General features: G+C 68.2%; 14 protein-coding genes. 6 read left to right on the forward strand and 8 right to left on the reverse strand.

What is annotated here, in order from left to right; all coding sequences use genetic code 11:
- The first annotated feature begins 189 nt into the window (after positions 1–189).
- Positions 190–2646 carry an arylsulfatase gene (locus tag ABW16_RS12355; RefSeq protein WP_047319476.1) on the forward strand — a complete coding sequence of 819 codons (2457 nt, stop codon included), beginning with the start codon at positions 190–192 and terminating at the stop codon, positions 2644–2646.
- Here ABW16_RS12355 and ABW16_RS12360 read toward each other — a convergent pair whose 3' ends face one another.
- A complete protein-coding gene (locus ABW16_RS12360; RefSeq protein WP_047319477.1) occupies positions 2647–3396 on the reverse strand; it encodes an SDR family oxidoreductase in 750 nt (249 codons plus the stop codon).
- A 111-nt stretch (positions 3397–3507) separates the two neighbouring features.
- Here ABW16_RS12360 and ABW16_RS12365 point away from each other — a divergent pair, with 111 nt between their 5' ends.
- Positions 3508–4386, forward strand: a complete 879-nt coding sequence (locus ABW16_RS12365; RefSeq protein ID WP_047319478.1) for a LysR family transcriptional regulator — start codon at positions 3508–3510, stop codon at positions 4384–4386.
- 79 nt (positions 4387–4465) lie between these two features.
- Complete coding sequence (locus ABW16_RS12370) at positions 4466–5032, forward strand: methyltransferase family protein (RefSeq protein WP_047319479.1); 567 nt, start codon at positions 4466–4468, stop codon at positions 5030–5032.
- A 4-nt stretch (positions 5033–5036) separates the two neighbouring features.
- Here the strand turns inward: ABW16_RS12370 and ABW16_RS12375 are convergent, their stop codons facing one another.
- From ABW16_RS12375 to ABW16_RS12390, 4 genes are all read right to left on the reverse strand, one after another.
- Complete coding sequence (locus tag ABW16_RS12375; protein WP_047319480.1) at positions 5037–6629, reverse strand: FAD-dependent monooxygenase; 1593 nt, start codon at positions 6627–6629, stop codon at positions 5037–5039.
- Positions 6630–6710: 81 nt separating this feature from the next.
- Positions 6711–7337 carry a TetR/AcrR family transcriptional regulator gene (locus ABW16_RS12380; protein ID WP_047319481.1) on the reverse strand — a complete coding sequence of 209 codons (627 nt, stop codon included), beginning with the start codon at positions 7335–7337 and terminating at the stop codon, positions 6711–6713.
- Positions 7338–7385: 48 nt separating this feature from the next.
- Positions 7386–8924 carry a glycerol-3-phosphate dehydrogenase/oxidase gene (locus ABW16_RS12385; RefSeq protein ID WP_047319482.1) on the reverse strand — a complete coding sequence of 513 codons (1539 nt, stop codon included), beginning with the start codon at positions 8922–8924 and terminating at the stop codon, positions 7386–7388.
- Positions 8921–9499 carry a TetR/AcrR family transcriptional regulator gene (locus tag ABW16_RS12390; RefSeq protein WP_047319483.1) on the reverse strand — a complete coding sequence of 193 codons (579 nt, stop codon included), beginning with the start codon at positions 9497–9499 and terminating at the stop codon, positions 8921–8923. The genes ABW16_RS12385 and ABW16_RS12390 overlap by 4 nt, the downstream gene beginning before the upstream one ends.
- A 56-nt stretch (positions 9500–9555) precedes the next feature.
- On the opposite strand from ABW16_RS12390, the gene ABW16_RS12395 reads away from it, so the two are divergent.
- On the forward strand, positions 9556–11136 hold the full coding sequence (locus ABW16_RS12395; protein ID WP_109519585.1) for an FAD-binding oxidoreductase: 1581 nt from the start codon (positions 9556–9558) through the stop codon (positions 11134–11136).
- The gene (locus tag ABW16_RS12400) at positions 11133–12041 is read left to right on the forward strand and encodes a diacylglycerol kinase (protein WP_047319485.1); all 909 of its coding nucleotides are present in this window, start codon (positions 11133–11135) and stop codon (positions 12039–12041) included. Before ABW16_RS12395 ends, ABW16_RS12400 begins: the two co-directional genes overlap by 4 nt.
- A 14-nt stretch (positions 12042–12055) precedes the next feature.
- Here the strand turns inward: ABW16_RS12400 and ABW16_RS12405 are convergent, their stop codons facing one another.
- From ABW16_RS12405 to ABW16_RS12415, 3 genes are all read right to left on the reverse strand, one after another.
- Positions 12056–12577: a DUF3145 domain-containing protein gene (locus ABW16_RS12405; RefSeq protein WP_047319574.1), complete on the reverse strand. Its 522-nt coding sequence runs from the start codon at positions 12575–12577 to the stop codon at positions 12056–12058.
- Between the two features lie 135 nt (positions 12578–12712).
- Positions 12713–13555 (reverse strand): serine hydrolase domain-containing protein, encoded by an 843-nt coding sequence (locus ABW16_RS12410; RefSeq protein WP_233424759.1) that lies wholly within the window; start codon positions 13553–13555, stop codon positions 12713–12715.
- Positions 13556–13565: 10 nt separating this feature from the next.
- A complete protein-coding gene (locus tag ABW16_RS12415; RefSeq protein ID WP_047319486.1) occupies positions 13566–14645 on the reverse strand; it encodes an AraC family transcriptional regulator in 1080 nt (359 codons plus the stop codon).
- Between the two features lie 92 nt (positions 14646–14737).
- Between ABW16_RS12415 and ABW16_RS12420 the strand changes: the two genes are divergently transcribed.
- Positions 14738–16540 carry an N-acyl-D-amino-acid deacylase family protein gene (locus ABW16_RS12420; protein WP_109519578.1) on the forward strand — a complete coding sequence of 601 codons (1803 nt, stop codon included), beginning with the start codon at positions 14738–14740 and terminating at the stop codon, positions 16538–16540.
- The last annotated feature ends 7 nt before the right edge of the window (positions 16541–16547 follow it).

Here is a 16547-nt window from a genome sequence, read left to right on the forward strand (position 1 = left end):
GGGTGCGTGTCTGCACCCCGACCCGCCGCTGTCGGGCGCGCAACTGCGCACGCTCGGCAGCAGCCGGTTACGCCCGAACCAATGCGTCGCGCCCGGCTGTCGGATACAACTACACCTATGCCGTCCGCCGACGAAACGCCAGCAGCCGCACCGGATGGATCCGAGTCCGGAACTGACCAGCCCCGCGCAATGCTGCGGCGGCGCCAGGTACTGGGTGGCCTAGCCGCTCTGGGGGTGGGCGGCGCCGGCGTCTCGGCGCTGTCTGGCTGCGAAAGCAAGGGCAGCAGCGGTGACACTGCCGGCGCCCCGGGTTATGGCACCGGGATCAACGACGGGTTCGACGGGAAGATCGAACTCGACGTGCGGGATTCGCAGCCCGACTGGGGTCCGTTCGAGCTCAAACATGCCCCCCAGGGCGCGCCCAATGTGCTGGTGGTGCTCTACGACGACACCGGGATGGCGGCGTGGTCACCCTACGGCGGGGCGATCGACATGCCTGTCATGCAGCGCCTTGCCGACAACGGGCTGACGTATTCGCAATGGCACACCACGGCGCTGTGTTCACCGACCCGGTCGTGCGTCTTGACCGGCCGCAACCACCACGTGAACCGCTTCGCCTCGATCACCGAGGGATCCGACGGTTTCCCCGGTGCGGCGGCCCGGCTGCCCGCGCAATGCGCGACGATCGGGCAGGTGCTGCAGGACAACGGGTACAGCACATTCTGGGTGGGCAAGAACCACAATGTGCCCGAGGAGGACGTCTCCAGTGGGGGCAGCAAATCGGAGTGGCCCCTGCAGAAGGGCTTCGACCGGTTCTACGGGTTTCTCGGTGGTGAAACCAACCAGTGGTACCCGGATCTGGTGGAGGACAACAGGTTCATCGAACAGCCCTACAGCCCGGAAGACGGCTACCACCTGTCGAAAGACCTCGCCGACAACGCACTTCGCATGCTGCGCGACCAACGGTCCAGCAATCCGTCCAAACCCTGGTACATGTGGTTCTGCCCGGGCGCCAATCACGCCCCGCACCACAGCCCGACCGAATACGCCGAGAAATATCGCGGCAGGTTCGATAACGGCTACGAGGCGTACCGGGAGTGGGTGTTGGCCCGCATGGTCGACAAGGGCATCATGCCGCACGGCACCCGCCTGACGCCGCTGAACCCCCTTCCCGACGACGTCGCCGCGCCGATAGATGCTGTGCGGCCGTGGGATTCGCTCAACGCCGACGAGAAGCGCCTGTTCGCCCGGATGGCCGAGGTCTTCGCCGGGTTCTCCGAATACACCGACGCCCAAGTGGGCCGGATCGTCGACTACCTCGAGAACTCCGGCCAGTTGGACAACACGCTCATCTTCTACTGCGCCGACAACGGCGCCTCCGGCGAAGGCTCCCCGAACGGCTCGGTCAACGAGAACAAGTTCTTCAACGGCTACCCCGACGAGCTGGCCGAGAATATGCGCTACCTCGACGTGCTGGGGACGCCCGACACCTACAACCACTATCCGACCGGCTGGGCGGCCGCGTTCTCCACACCGTTTCAGATGTTCAAACGCTACTCCCAGTTCTCCGGTGGCACCTGCGACCCCATGGTGATCCACTGGCCCGCAGGTATCAAGGCCAAAGGCCAAGTGCGCCATCAGTATCACCACGCCACCGACATCGTCCCGACCATCCTCGATGCGGCGGGAATCCCGATGCCGAAGGAGTACCGCGGCGTGAAGCAGTACCCGCTCAACGGGGTGTCGATGCGCTACAGCTTCGACTCCCCGGATGCGCCCACCGCCAAGAAGCGGCAGTACTACGCCATGCTGGGCACTCGCGGAATCTGGGAAGACGGCTGGAAGGCGGCGGCGCTGCACGCACCGATCAGCGGCAAAGGCCACTTCGACCAGGACCGCTGGGAGCTCTACCACGTCGATGAGGATCGCTCTGAATCCACGAACGTCGCCGACAAGTATCCCGACAAACTCAAGGCGCTCATCGACGCGTGGTTCTCCGAGGCCAAGGACAACTACGTTCTGCCGCTCGACGACCGCACAGCCACCGAAATGATCGCCATCGACCGGCCGCATTTCGAACCACCGCGCGATCGCTACACCTACTACCCGGATACCGCGCCTGTCCCGGAAGGCGTGGCAGCCAATATCCGCGGTCGGTCGTACAAGATCGTCGCCAACGTCGATCTCAGCCGCGACGCCCAGGGGGTGCTCTTTGCCCACGGGTCCCGGTTCGGCGGGCACGCGCTGTTCATCAAGGACGGCAAGCTGCACTACGTGTACAACTTCCTCGGAATCAAGCCCGAACAGGAGTTCGTCTCACAGCGGCTAACCCCCGGCAAGCACACTCTCGGCATGGAGTTTGTCCGCAAAGAGTCCGGAAAATACGGTGAGTCCCTCGGTACCACAACGCTTTACGTTGACGGAAACGCCGTCGACAGCGGTCCGATGCGCGCCCAGGTGGGCAAGTTCACGCTCGCCGGCGACGGACTGTGTGTCGGGTACGACAGCGGCGACAACGTCTCCGGTCAATACCAGAACCCGGGGACCTTCACCGGTGGCAGCATCCAGGGCGTCATCATCGACGTCAGCCCGGAGGCCTTCATCGATCTGCAACGGGAAGCCGCCGCGGCACTCGCTCGCGACTGATCACCGCGTGGTGTAGCCGCCGTTGGCGAAGATGGTCTGCCCGGTGATCCAGTGCCCGCCGTCGAGCAGGAACACCACCAGCGGTGCGATGTCCTCGATCCGGGTCAGGCGGTTGCCCATCGCCTGCGACTTGTGGAACTCGACGCGCTCCGGGGTTTCCTGCGGGTAGAAGAACGGGGTGTCCATCGGCCCGGGCGCAACGCTGTTGACGCTGATGCCCCGGGTCCCGAACTCTTTGGCCGCTGCCCGGGTGAAGTGCTCCACCGGACTCTTGGAGCCCGCGTAGGTGGAATAGCCGTCGGTGAACGCCCCCAGCAGCGCGGTCACGATCGTCACCACCGAACCGTTGTCGGACAGGCGCTTGCCGGCCTGCTGCAAGAAGAAGTACGCGGACTTGGCGTTGATGTCGAACATCGAGTCGTACTCGGCTTCGGTGGTTTCCAGCATCGGCTTGCGCAGCACCTTGCCGACGGTGTTGACCGCGAAGTCCACCCCGCCGAACGCATCCACCGCGACGTCGAACAATGCGGTGACATTGGCCGGAACGGTCAGGTCGCCCTGCACCTTGATCGCCTTGGCGCCGGCGGCCTGCACCGCGGCGACGGTCTTGTCGGCGTCGGGCTCGGAGCTGTCGCTGTTGTAGTGCACCGCGACGTTGACGCCGTGCGAGGCCAGCGTGGTGCTGATCAGCCCGCCCAGGTTCTTGGCCCCGGCGGCCACCACCGCCGATTTCCCGGTCAAATCGCTCATGGAAAGTCCCCTTCTGCTGTCTCTGGCCACGAAACTAACCCGGCGACACACAAATGAGAAACAGCGTTATACGAGTTATCGACAAGAATTACTTGTGGCTAGCATGGATCGATGCTCCCGGTCCCCGACCTGCGCCGCCTGACCCACTTCATCGCCGTCGCCGAGTCTTCCGGCTTCACCAGCGCCGCCACGCAACTGCACCTGTCGCAGCAAGCGCTGTCGCATTCGGTGCAACAGCTGGAGAAGGAGATCGGCGTGACACTGCTGGTGCGCTCCGGCCGCCGCATCGCGTTGACCCCGGCCGGCCAGACCCTGATGGACGAGGGCCGCGCTCTGCTCGCAGCGGCCAGAACCCTCACTGCGCACACCCGCGCCGCGGCCAGCGCGCAACCGAAGGAATTCGTCATCGGCCACTCCCCTGCGATCAGCAACCGCGACGTCTACACACTGATCGAACCGGCGATCGCCGCGGCGCCCGACACGTCATTCACCGTCGTGCAGCTGTTTCCGGACCGGCTCACCGCCGGGGTGCGCGACGGCGCCGTGCAGTTGGGGCTGCGCCGCGCGGTGGTGCCCCAAGAGCTGCTCGCCGGCGCGGTGATCCGCTACGACCCGCTGCGGGTCGCCGTGCCCAGCAACCACCCGCTGGCCGCGCGCTCCCCCCTCCGCATCGCCGACCTGGCGGACGAAGTGATCGCGCTGTGGGCGCCGCCCGGCGCCTCCTATTACAGCGACTTCCTGATCAACGCCTGCCGGCGTGCGGGGTTCGAACCGCAGTATCAGGTCAGTCGGGTGCAGGGCTGCCCGCCTGAGGTAGCGGCCTTGACCGACAGCGCCGCGGCGTTCGTCACCGCACCGGCCGGCCCGGCCCTCGATGGAGCCGTCACGGTGGTCGACCTCGACGAGCCGCTGCTGGTGCCCATGCAGGCGCTGTGGCAGCCGCATACCAGTTCAGCGGTACGGGATCTCATTCTGCGTCGACGCCCTTGACAACCGGCACGACAACCCAAGACAATTCATCCTACGATGAATTAGATAGCTCTAGCCGCAGCAGACCGGAGGGTTTCCGATGCCCGGATATCTGGCCGCCCTGGCACTCGCGCTGTGTCCCGTCCTGGTGGCTGTTCGTCTGATCGTGCTGCGGCGCCGCGGAACCGATGCCCTGCACTTCGGGCGCATCGACAACAAAGACTTCCTGATTCCGCCCTTCGCGCTGGCCTACTTCTACGCGGTCTTCGCCGGCGCGTTCGGATGGCCGTTGGTGGGCTCCGGGCGGTTCTTCAGCTCAACCCCCGTCGCCTGGGCCGGGGTCGCACTGTGTTTCGGCGGCGTGCTGTTGGTCGGGTTGAGCCTGGTCGCCTTCGGCCGCAGCTTTCGTGTCGGTATCGACACCGATAACCCGGACAAGCTGGTGACGTCGGGCGTGTTCGCGATCAGCCGCAATCCCATCTATGTCGGATTCGGGCTGGTGCTGCTCGGCCAGTTCTTGGTGTTTCCGAGCTGGGTTCCGCTCATCTACCTGCTCGCCGCTCTGTGGCTGCTCAACCGCCAGGTGCTGCGGGAGGAAGCCTTCATGCGTGAGCACTACGGCCGTGAGTACGCCGACTACTGCGGCCGAGTTCGCCGGTATCTGTAGGAGTTCAGCTGCGGGCGAGGATGGTCGACAACGCTCGCTGCAGCTCGCTGTCGGGGTTGGCCGGCAGCCCGTCGGCGCGCCATCCCACGAAGTCATCCGGGCGGATCAGCAATGCGCCGTCGGGGGCCAGCCCGGTGGTACGCGCCCAGCCCTCATCGGCGATCCGATGCGCGACCAGTGGGATGCCCAGTGCCTCCGAGGTCTGTGCCGCGGCGGCCCGCCACCGTCCACCGTCGGACCCGGTCAGCACGGTGAAACCCGGGCCGAGCAGATCAAGGGTCGAAAGCCGTTGTCCGCCATGCGTCAGCCATACATGCGGCACCCGGGTGCCGGGTTGTCCGCGCAGCTCGGACACCAGTGAGATCGCGCTGGGGTCGGACGGTGCCGGCTCGTCCGTCAGCACCGCGGCTGACCGATACCGGTAGCCGATCAGCAGGGCGAACATCGGCGCCTCCTCCCCCGACGGGAGACCGGGGCCGCTGTCGTCGAGCCGCAGCAGGGGCAGCACCGGCCCGGTCAGCGATTGGCGGGCGCTGAAGCACCCCACCGGGTGCCGTTCGGTGTGATAGGTGTCCAGCAGCGCCGGATCGGCCATCCCCGCCGAAACGGCCGCCAGCTTCCAGGCCAGATTGTGTGCGCTCTGGATGGCGCAGTTGGCGCCGCCGGCCTTGAACGGCGGCATGGCGTGAGCCGAGTCCCCGACGAGAAACACTCTGCCGCAGCGGAACCGGTCAGCGACGCGCTCGTAGGGCTGCCACGGCGTCACCTCGACGATCTCCATGTCGATGTGCTCACCGATCGCCTTGGTGAGTAGCCGGCGGCAGTGATCGGCGGTGAATTGCGCAGCGGTCTCGCCTCGGCCGGGCAGATAGGTGGTGAGGAACATGCCGAAGTCGTCATGCACCGGCAGAAAGATGCCGTCCACCTCGTCGTTGGCGACCTGTATGGCGTCACCGTCGCCGAGCTGCGGAACGAACTGTCGCCAGGGCCCGCGAAAGTAGATGAACACGACGTAGATCGGCAACGCCCCATGCCCGGAGGTCGGTATGCCGAGCGCGTCGCGGGCCGGGCTGTGCACGCCGTCGGCAGCGATCAGGTAGTCCGCACGCACCACCTCGGTGCCGCCGGTGTCGCGGTCACGGACAACGGCGGTGACTCCGATGTCGTCCTGCTCCAGGGAACACAACTCGGTGCCGTAGCGAACCTCGTCGCCCTGCCCGCGGATGTGTTCGAGCAGCATCGGCTCCAGCGCGCTTTGCGGGCAGTACTGCGCGGCCGGCTCGGGACTCAGGCCGCCGAACGGTGCGAAGATCGCGTCGACGTCAAACGCCGGCCGGGCCTGTGTGCTGGTGAGCGAGGCTTTGGTGAGCATGTCCGAGACGCCCTCGGCCACCGCGTGCACCTCGTCCGCCAGGCCCAGGCCGCGCAGGATCTCCAGACTGCGGAAGCTCAGGTTGCGGGCTTTTGGGTAGAGGAAGACCTCGCGGCGTTTCTCGACCACGAGGGACCGCACGCCGTGTTTGGCCAACAGTGCCGAGGCGCTCAAGCCGCCCGCGCCGGCGCCGACGATCAGTACCGGGACTCGATTGCCGGTCATCGCCACCTCCCGATCTATGCGGAACTAATTAGTTCCGCATAGGTGCCAATGTGGCACGCGCAGTTGCGTCGCGCAACCCGCTTAGGGCGTCGGCGTACCGGTGAGTGGCAGGATCACGTCTTCGAGCACGCGCCGGACGAAAACCCGGTCGACCGGTCGTCCGGTCATCACGCGCAGCATGTTGAGACCCAACGCGACGTCGGGGATCAGACTCAGGTCGCGGCCGGCCGGGATTTCGCCCCGCGCCAGTGCCTGGTCCAGCAGCACCCGGATCACGTGGCGTGGCGGGTCGAGCACCAGATCATCGAGGGCTGCCGCCAGCACGGGGTTGTGCATGGCGGCCGCCGCGACCCCCACGATGACCTGAATCATGCTCAGACCAGCGTCATCGAACTCGGGCACCATCGCGACCAGTGTCTCGATATCACCGCGCAGACTGCCGGTGTTGGGTGGTTCGACCGAGCCCTGCTGTCTGCGCCAGTGCGCGATCGCGTCGGCCACCACCACCGCTTTCGACGGCCAGCGCCGGTAGATCGCGGCCTTGCCGACACCGGCGCGAGCCGCGATGTCGTCCACGCTGAGCCGGTCGTATCCCAGCTCGGCCACACCCTGCAGTGCCGCGTTCAGGATGGCCGGGTCGCGCGTCCGGTCCAGGCGCCCCGGGCTGCGCCTTGGATGCGGTCCGGCGCCGGCCCCCTCCTCTGCCATAGGCCCCAGCTTAGCGATACGAGTCGGTTCCGTTTGCGAGACTCGCGATCACTCGTGCGGAGCGAACTCCCGGGCAACCTCGAGCACACGGTCGCGGTCGTCGGCGACCAATCCGATCCGGGTCCGGCGGTCCACGATGTCCCCGACGGTCAGCGCACCTTCGTGGCTGACGGCGTACTCGAACTCGGCGCGGATCACGTCGATTCCGTCGGCCACCGCTTCTGCGGGCCGCTCGCAGGTGGCGGCGGCCAGCACATTGGCCGCTTCCGCGCCGTAGCGCGTCACCAGCGACTCGGGCAGCGCTCCCGCCGGCGTCGCGGCAGTCCCCGGGTTGTCCGGTGCGCCGATCAGTGGCAGGTCCCGCGTCCGACACGGTGCGGCCCGCAGATCCCGCAGGCGCGCGGCCCGGTCCAGCACGTCTTCGGCCATGTGCCGGTACTCGGTCAGCTTTCCGCCGATCACGCTGAACACCCCGGTCTCCGATTCGACGACGGCGTGGTTGCGCGAGACGTCCGCGGTGCGGCCTTCGCCGGTATCGATCAGCGGCCGCAGCCCGGCATAGGCGCCGCGGACGTCGGCCGCGCTCAATGCGGTGCCCAACGCGGTGTTGACGGTGTCCAACAGGAATGAGATCTCCGCCGACGTAGGTTGCGGCACATCGGGAATCGGCCCCGGCGCCTCTTCGTCGGTAAGACCCAGGTACACCCGTCCGAGCTGCTCGGGCATGGCGAACACGAACCGGTTGAGTTCACCGGGGATCGGCACCGTCAGCGCGGCGGTCGGATTGCCGAAGTCCTTCGCGTCGAACACCAAATGCGTTCCGCGGCTTGGCCGCAGCCGCAGCGCCGGGTCGATGTCGGCGGCCCAGACCCCGGTCGCATTGATCACGGCCCGGGCGGCGACGTCAAAGGACTCACCGGAGAACTGGTCGGTCAGCCGTACCCTGTCGCCGGCGGCCTGCGATGCCGCCACGTAGGTCAGGATCGTCGCGCCGTATTGGGCCGCGGTACGGGCAACGGCCGTGACCAGGCGGGCGTCGTCGATCAGTTGCCCGTCGTAGGCCAACAGGCCACCGTCGAGGCCGTCGCGGCGCACGGTCGGCGCCAACTTCACGGCGCGCTCGGCCGAGACCCGTCGCGAGCGGGGCAACACCGTCGCGGGTGTGCCGGCCAGCCGGCGCAGCGCGTCACCGGCGAGAAAGCCGGTCCGCACCAGGGCCCGGTCGCGCCGACGCATCGACCCCAGCAGCGGGACCAGTTGCGGCATCGCCCGCACCAAGTGCGGAGCGTTGCGAGTCATCAGGATTCCGCGCTCGATCGCGCTGCGACGCGCGATGCCCACGTTGCCGGTTGCCAGGTATCGCAGCCCGCCGTGGACCAGCTTGGAGCTCCACCGGCTGGTGCCGAAGGCCAGGTCCTGCTTGTCCACGCACACCACCCGCAGCCCGCGGGTGGCTGCGTCCAGGGCGATGCCGGCACCGGTGATCCCCCCGCCGATCACGACGACATCAACAGTCGGGTGCTCCGCCAGTGCGCTCAGTTCGGCGGTGCGGCGGGCGGCATTGAGCGCGGCGGTGTCGGGTATCACGAGAGGTACCTGTTCAGGGTGTAGGCCAGTTCGGTGGAGAGCGCGTCCTCGTCCAAGATGGGCGCGACGACTTGGGCGGACTGGATCGCCGATTGGGTGATCAACAGACACATCGCGGCGAGTTGGCGTGGGTCGCCGGCTCGCACACCGCCGGCGGCCTGGGCGTCGCCGAGTTCGCCGGCCACCAGATCGACCAACCGCCGTTGACTGGACCCCATCCGCTGGGCGATGTAGACCATCGCCAGATCGGGTGCGTGATGCAGCACCTGCATCACCACCTCGTCGTGGCGCAGCCGCGCCGCAACCGCGACGATCCGCTTCACCAGCGCCTCACGTCCCGTTCCAGGTTGCTCCAGCTCGCCCCAGGCGGCGGTGATCCGTGAAGTCAGCAGTGCGGCGATCACCGACCGGCTGTCCGGCCAACGCCGGTACACCGTCGGGCGGCTCACCCCGGCGCGACGCGCGATGGCCGACAACGTCACCCGCTCCATTCCCAAGGCAAGCAGGCAGCTCGCGGCGGCATCGAGGATCCGCTCCCCGACCCCCACCTGCTCGTCATTACTGATTGACAGCATATGTAATACTGTAACGCATGACGCAGGCCGATGCCCGGGACGCCCTGACCCCGCCGATGAAGTGGAACGCCTGGGGCGATCCGGCAGCGGCCAAGCCCTTGAGCGATGGCATCCGTCAACTGCTCAAGGCAGCCCTGGGCGTGGAAGGCACCAGCACCGCGGAACGCGATCCCAGCCAGGTGTCGCTCACGCCGTCGGCATTGACCGACGCTGACCACGCCGCGTTGGCGGCGATCGTCGGCGACGGGCACTGCCGCACCGATCACACTGCGCGGCTGCTGCACGCCGGGGGCAAATCCACGCTGGATCTGCTGCGGCGCAATGATTCCGGCACCCAAGATGCGCCCGACGCGGTGCTGCTGCCCGGCAGTGACGATGAAGTCGCCGCCATCCTCGACTACTGCAGCCAGCACGCCATCGCGGTGGTCCCGTTCGGCGGCGGCACCAGCGTCGTCGGCGGGCTCGACCCGATCCGCGGCGACTTCGCTGCCGTCGTGAGCGTGGACCTGCGCCGATTCGATGCCCTGTTGAACCTCGACGAAGTCTCCGGCGAGGCGGAATTCGGCGCCGGGGTGACCGGGCCCGACGCCGAGCGACTGCTCGGTGAGCGCGGTTTCTCGTTGGGCCATTTTCCGCAGAGCTTCCAGTTCGCCACCCTGGGCGGGTACGCCGCCACCCGCTCCTCGGGCCAGGACTCGGCCGGCTATGGCCGCTTCGACGACATGGTCCGCGGCCTGCGGATGATCACCCCGGCCGGCGTGCTGGACCTGGGCCGCGCCCCGGCCTCAGCGGCCGGACCGGACCTGCGCCAGCTGGTGCTGGGCTCGGAGGGTGTCTTCGGCGTCATCACCCGCGTGCGGGTGCGCGTGCATCCGGTGCCGGCGACCACCCGCTACGAGGCGTGGTCGTTCCCGGACTTCGCCACCGGCGCCGCGGCCCTGCGCGCCGTCACTCAGACCGGCGCCGGACCGACCGTCATCCGGCTGTCCGACGAAGCCGAGACCGGCGTGAACCTGGCCACCACCGAGCAGATCGGCGAGCAACAGATCACCGGCGGCTGCCTGGCGATCACGCTGTTCGAGGGGACCGCCGAGCACACCGAAAGCCGGCACGCCGAAACCCGGACGGTGCTGGCCGCGCACGGCGGCACGTCGCTGGGCGAAGAACCGGCGCGCGCCTGGGAGCACGGCCGTTTCGGCGCGCCGTACCTGCGCGATTCGCTGCTGGCTGCCGGGGCGCTGTGCGAAACGCTGGAGACCGCCACCGACTGGGCCGGCGTTCCGGCGCTCAAGACGGCGGTCACCGAGGCACTGACCACCGCGCTGGGCGACAGCGGGACGCCCGCGCTGGTGTTATGCCATATCTCGCACGTCTACCCGACCGGCGCGTCGCTCTACTTCACCGTGGTCGCCGGCCAGCGCGGCAACCCCATCCAACAGTGGCAGGCCGCGAAAGCCGCTGCCGGCGATGCGATCATGCGCGCGGGCGGAACCATCACCCACCACCACGCCGTCGGCGCCGATCACCGGCCGTGGATGAGCGAAGAGATCGGCGAGCTGGGTGTGCAGGTGCTGCGAGCAGTCAAGGCCACGCTGGATCCGGCCGGAATCCTCAACCCCGGCAAACTGATTCCATGACGAGCCGAGAAATCCGCCGGATCACGCTGCTGACCAACCCGGCGGCCGGGCACGGCAATGCCCGGCATGCGGCGGAGCGGGCGCTGGCGCGGTTCCAGCAGCGCGGCGTCAACGTCAACCACATCGTCGGCTCCGACGCCCGCCACGCGCGGCAGTTGCTCGACGAGGCGCTGGCGGCCGGAACGGATGCCGTGGTGGTGGCCGGCGGCGACGGTGTCATCTCACTGGCGTTGCAGTCATTGGCGCTCGGTGACGTGCCGCTGGGGATCATCCCGGCCGGCACCGGCAACGACCACGCCCGGGAATACGGTTTGCCCACCGGCGATCCCGAGGCGGCCGCCGACGTCGTCGCCGAAGGCCGCACCGAGACGATCGATCTGGGCCGCATCACCGAAGACAGCGGCGCGGTGTCCTGGTTTGGCACCGTGATGGCGGCCGGTTTCGATTCGCTGGTGAGCGACCGCGTCAATCGGATGCGCTGGCCGCACGGCCGGATGCGCTACAACGTGGCCATGGTGGCGGAGATGTCCAAGCTACGGCTGCTGCCGTTCCGCCTGACGTTCGACGACGACGAGCCGGTGGACATCGAGCTGACGCTGGCGGCGTTCGGCAACACCCGCAGCTACGGCGGCGGCATGTTGATCTGCCCGGGCGCCGATCACGCCGACGGCCTGCTGGATGTCACCATGGTGCACTCGGGTTCACGGACCAAGCTGATCCGGCTGTTCCCCACCGTGTTCAAGGGCACCCATGTGCTTCTCGATGAGGTGACCACCCGGCGGGCGAAGTCGATTCGAGTCGAGTGCCCCGGAATCAATGCTTACGCCGACGGCGACTACGTAGCCCCGCTGCCGGTGACAGTGGCGGCGGTGCCCGGTGCGCTGCAGATCCTGCGCCGTCCCTAGCCCGCCGTAGGAAATCAGCCCACGCCGCGGCTGAGCCAGGACACCTCCGCGCCCTCACCGCCGTCGCGATAGGCCTCCAGCGCGTCATCCCAGGCGGTGCCCAGCACCGTTTCCAGGTCCGCGGCGAGCGCGTCGGCGCCGGCGGCCATCAGCGTGCGCAGGCGGTTCTCCCCGACCATCACGTCGCCGTTGGCGCTCATCGTCCCGCTCCACAGACCGAGCTGCGGGGTGTGGCTGAACCGTTGGCCGTCGACTCCGGCGCTGGGATCCTCGGTGACCTCGAACCGCAACACCGACCAGGAGCGCAGCGCGCTGGCGAGCTGGGCGCCGGTGCCCACCGGACCGACCCAGTTGACCACGGCTCGCAGCTGTCCCGGCATGGCCGGTTGCGGCGTCCAGTTGAGCTTCGCCTGGCCGTTTCGGGCACCCAAAGCCGAGGTCAGTGCCCACTCGACGTGCGGGCACACCGCCGCGGGCGAGGCGTGGATGTACACCACGCCGCTGGTCACGTCGGCGAATTGATTCGTCGCGCGCATCAGTTGCTCCTTCGGATCCACGAGGGACGTCTTCCCCAACGACCTGGTGGGACCGAATTTGAGCAGTGTTGCTGCAGAAACTGGAGTGTATTCAGTGTTGTATGTGTCTATTGTGCCTCGTGTGACGCCTGTTGGCTAGTCCCGGCCGAACGCGGCTACCACTGCGTCGGCCAGGGCCGGCCAGCGGCCCGTGACCCAGTCGCCGAAGTCGCGGTCGGTGAGCACCACCAGCGCCCGCTCGATCGCCGGATCAGCCCAGATCAGGGTGCCGGACTGGCCGAAATGGCCGAACGTCCGCGCCGAGTTGGCCGTACCGGTCCAGTGCGGTGTTTTGCCGTCCCGGATCTCGAAGCCCAGCCCCCAGTCGTTCGGCCGCTGCGGCCCGTAACCCGGCAACACGCCGTCCAGGCCGGGAAACTGCACGCGGGTGGCCTCGGCGTGCAGCTGCGGCGACACCGTGGCCGGCGTCAGCAGGTCACCGGCGAAGGCGGCCAGGTCCGCGACGGTCGAGGTGCCTCCGAAACCGGCCGCCGGCGCTCCCCCGTCCAGCCGGCTGGCCGTCATGCCCAGCGGCTCGAACACCGCTTCGGTCAGGTAGCGGCCGAATTCGATCCCGGACTCCCGCTGCACCGTGTCGGCCAGCACCGCGAAGCCGTAGTTGGAGTACACCCGCCGGGTGCCGGGCTTAGCCAGGACCCGATCGGAGTCCGGCGACAGCCCGGAGGCGTGCGCGAGCAGATGCCGCACCGTGGCACCCGGCGGCCCGGCCGGGGTGTCGAGTTCGACGGCTCCCTCCTCCACCGCGACCTGCACCGCCCGCGCCACCAAGGGCTTGGTCACCGACGCGAGGTAGAACGGCCGCGCGGTATCGCCGTGGGTGGCCAGCACGCCTTGGGGGCCGACGACGGCAGCGGCCGCGTGGTCGACGGGCCAGTCGTCTAGGGCGGAGAGGGCGGACGGGGCTTCAGCGGCGGACACCGCCATCACCCTAGCCTCGGCCGTCGAACCCGGTCGCCGCGCGGACGGCCTTGCGGTGACTGCTCGCGCTGCAGCCGAACCAGCGCTGACAGGACCGGCTGAGCACGCTCTGTTCGGCGTAGCCGAGCTCGCGCGTAAGGTGCGCCAGGCTGATGTCGGTGTCACGCAGGTAGCGGTGAGCGGCCTCCCGGCGGACCCCGTCGACGAGGGCGGCGAACGTAGTCCCCTCGGCGGCCAGTCGCCGGTGCAGCGCCTTCGGATGCAGGCCGAGCTGGCCCGCGATCAGCTCGAGGTTCACGGTGCCGGTGGGCAACAGCTGGCGAGCGATCGCACGCACCGACGCCGCGATGCCCGGTGACTCGGCGGTGATGCCACGCAGATAGCGCACCATGGCCTGGTGGGCCTGGTCGTCCCGGTGCAGGGGTCGGTCCAGATCGACGGTGCGAAAGGTGAACCCAGCCACCGGTTGCGCGAAGTAGGGGCGGCAGCCGAAGTAGGCCAGGTAGTCGCGCACCGGGGTGAGCGCCTCGTGCGGAAGGTGCACCGACAGTGGCGAATACGGGGCGTCGAACATCATCCGCATGATTCCCAGTGAGACCCCCAGCGACAGCTCGGTGGTCTGCGGGTGCGGCGGGGATCGCTCGATGAGCACCTCGAACGCATAGAACGACTCGCCGGGTTCATGCGGCGGTCCCAGCTTCCCCTCTCCTGCGTCGAGCCTCGCTGAACCGCCGGCACGGCCGCCCGGGATGATGCGCGCCGAGATCGCCGGACTGTAGGCGGATAGGAACCGCTCCACGATCGAGAACCCGCCGCCGACGGTGGCCGCGGTGCGTGCGGCCACACCCAGCGGCCCGAAGTTGCCGATGTCCTGACGCAGCGCCAGCCGGCGCCCGAAATCCGGGCAACCGGTGGCATACGCTGCAGACTCAACGGCCAGGATCACTGCGCGGTACGGCACGAAGACGTCGTGGGCTCCGACCGATCCGCCCGGCACCCCGGCTGCGGCCAGCAATGCCGCGGGATCACCGCCGAGCTCGGTGACCAGCTCCGGGTATCCGGACAGCGCGGTGCCGCGCACCACCGACATGTCCGCAAATATCAAAGAAATGTCCGCAGATGTCAAGACTTCGCCCGCGTCGCCGGACATGCTGGAACGGCATTCGGCGGAAAGGAACACCCGTGAGCTTTGACACCGTGATTCGTGGCGGCCGGTGGTTCGACGGCACCGGCGCACCGTCGGCGATCCGCAACATCGGTATCCGCGACGGGCACGTCGCCGCCATCTCCGCCGAACCACTCGACGAGGCGGGCTGCGGCCAGGTGATCGACGCGGCCGGCAAATGGGTGCTGCCCGGGCTGCTGGACATCCACACCCACTACGACGTCGAGATACTCGTCGCCCCCTCGCTGTCGGAGTCGGTGCGCCACGGCGTGACGACGGTGCTGGTGGGCTCGTGCTCGCTGTCCACCATCCACGTCGACGGCCAGGACGCCGGCGACCTGTTCGGACGGGTGGAGGCCATCCCGCGCCGGTACGTGGTCGACACGATCGATGCGCACAAGACCTGGTCGAGTTGTGAGGACTACATCGCCAGCCTGGAGAAGCTGCCGCTCGGCCCGAATGTGACTGCGTTCATTGGGCATTCGGACATGCGCGCCGCCATCATGGGACTGGACCGCGCCACCCGCTCCGACGCTCGGCCCACGGCGGCCGAGCAGGCCCGGATGGAACAGATGCTGGACGAGGCATTGGAAGCGGGATTCGTCGGAATGTCTTCGCAGCAGTTGCTTTTCGACAAGATGGACGGCGACGTCTGCCGCTCGCGCACGCTGCCGTCGACGTACGCCAAGCCCAAGGAATTGCGCCGGCTCAAGTCGAAGCTGCGCCGCAGCGGGCGGATTCTGCAGGCCGGCCCGGACGTCAAGAACCCCTTCGACGTGGTGTCCCAGCTGGCGCAGGCCCTGGGGATCTTCCGCCGGCCGCTCAAGACCAGCCTGCTGGCCGCCGCCGACGTCAAGAGCAACCGGTGGGCGATTCCGGCGATGGTCAAGGCCTCGCGCATGCTGACCAAGCTGGGCGCCGATTTCCGCTGGCAGCACCTGCCGGTGCCGTTCGAGGTGTACGCCGACGGCATCGATCTGGTGATCTTCGAAGAGTTCGGTTCGGGAGCCGAAGCGCTGCACCTGCGGGAATCGCTCGAGCGTGACGAGTTGATGCGCGACGAGTCCTACCGGCGACGCTTCCGCAAGGACTACGAAAACAAGTACGGCCCGCGGGTCTGGCACCGCGACTTCTTCGACGCCGAAATCGTCGACTGCCCCGACGCCTCGGTGATCGGAAAGTCCTTCGGGCAGGTCGGGATCGAGCGCGGCGGAGTGCATCCCGTCGACGCCTTCCTCGACCTTGTGCTGGAGCATGGCAGCGCCCTGCGCTGGCACACCACGATCTCCAACCACCGGCCCGAGGTGCTCAAGAAGCTCGCCGCCGAACCCGGCATCCAGATGGGCTTCTCGGACGCGGGCGCGCACCTGCGCAACATGGCGTTCTACAACATGGGGCTGCGGTTGCTGCGCCACGTCCTCGACGCCCAGCAGTCCGGGCAGGCGTTCTTGTCAGTCGAGCAGGCGGTGCACCGGCTGACCGGTGAACTGGCCGACTGGTACCGGATCGACGCCGGCCACCTGCGGGTCGGTGACCGCGCCGACGTGGTGGTCATCGACCCCACCCACCTCGATGACACCCTGGACGCCTACGTCGAGGAACCGTTCGCCCAGTACGGCGGGATGTCACGCATGGTGAACCGCAACGACGAAGCCGTCAGCGCGGTCTTGGTCTCCGGCCAGGCGGTGGTGCTCGACGGCCAGCCCACCAGTGTGCTTGGGACCCAACGCACCGGAAGTTTCCTGCGTGCCGACACCCGCACCCCGGCGGTCGCCGCGCAAGCCCCGGTGCCGGCACCGGGCGCGCAGGCGGCAACATAAGGTTGAC

Source organism: Mycolicibacter heraklionensis (genome assembly GCF_001021505.1).
In the GTDB taxonomy this organism is placed as follows: Bacteria; Actinomycetota; Actinomycetes; order Mycobacteriales; family Mycobacteriaceae; genus Mycobacterium; species Mycobacterium heraklionense.

Coding starts and splice junctions, on each gene's coding strand:
- ABW16_RS12355 (WP_047319476.1), top strand. CDS start 190: ATGCTGCGGCGGCGCCAGGTACTGGGTGGCCTAGCCGCTCTGGGGGTG.
- ABW16_RS12360 (WP_047319477.1), bottom strand. CDS start 3,396: ATGAGCGATTTGACCGGGAAATCGGCGGTGGTGGCCGCCGGGGCCAAG.
- ABW16_RS12365 (WP_047319478.1), top strand. CDS start 3,508: ATGCTCCCGGTCCCCGACCTGCGCCGCCTGACCCACTTCATCGCCGTC.
- ABW16_RS12370 (WP_047319479.1), top strand. CDS start 4,466: ATGCCCGGATATCTGGCCGCCCTGGCACTCGCGCTGTGTCCCGTCCTG.
- ABW16_RS12375 (WP_047319480.1), bottom strand. CDS start 6,629: ATGACCGGCAATCGAGTCCCGGTACTGATCGTCGGCGCCGGCGCGGGC.
- ABW16_RS12380 (WP_047319481.1), bottom strand. CDS start 7,337: ATGGCAGAGGAGGGGGCCGGCGCCGGACCGCATCCAAGGCGCAGCCCG.
- ABW16_RS12390 (WP_047319483.1), bottom strand. CDS start 9,499: ATGCTGTCAATCAGTAATGACGAGCAGGTGGGGGTCGGGGAGCGGATC.
- ABW16_RS12395 (WP_109519585.1), top strand. CDS start 9,556: ATGAAGTGGAACGCCTGGGGCGATCCGGCAGCGGCCAAGCCCTTGAGC.
- ABW16_RS12400 (WP_047319485.1), top strand. CDS start 11,133: ATGACGAGCCGAGAAATCCGCCGGATCACGCTGCTGACCAACCCGGCG.
- ABW16_RS12405 (WP_047319574.1), bottom strand. CDS start 12,577: ATGCGCGCGACGAATCAATTCGCCGACGTGACCAGCGGCGTGGTGTAC.
- ABW16_RS12415 (WP_047319486.1), bottom strand. CDS start 14,645: ATGTCGGTGGTGCGCGGCACCGCGCTGTCCGGATACCCGGAGCTGGTC.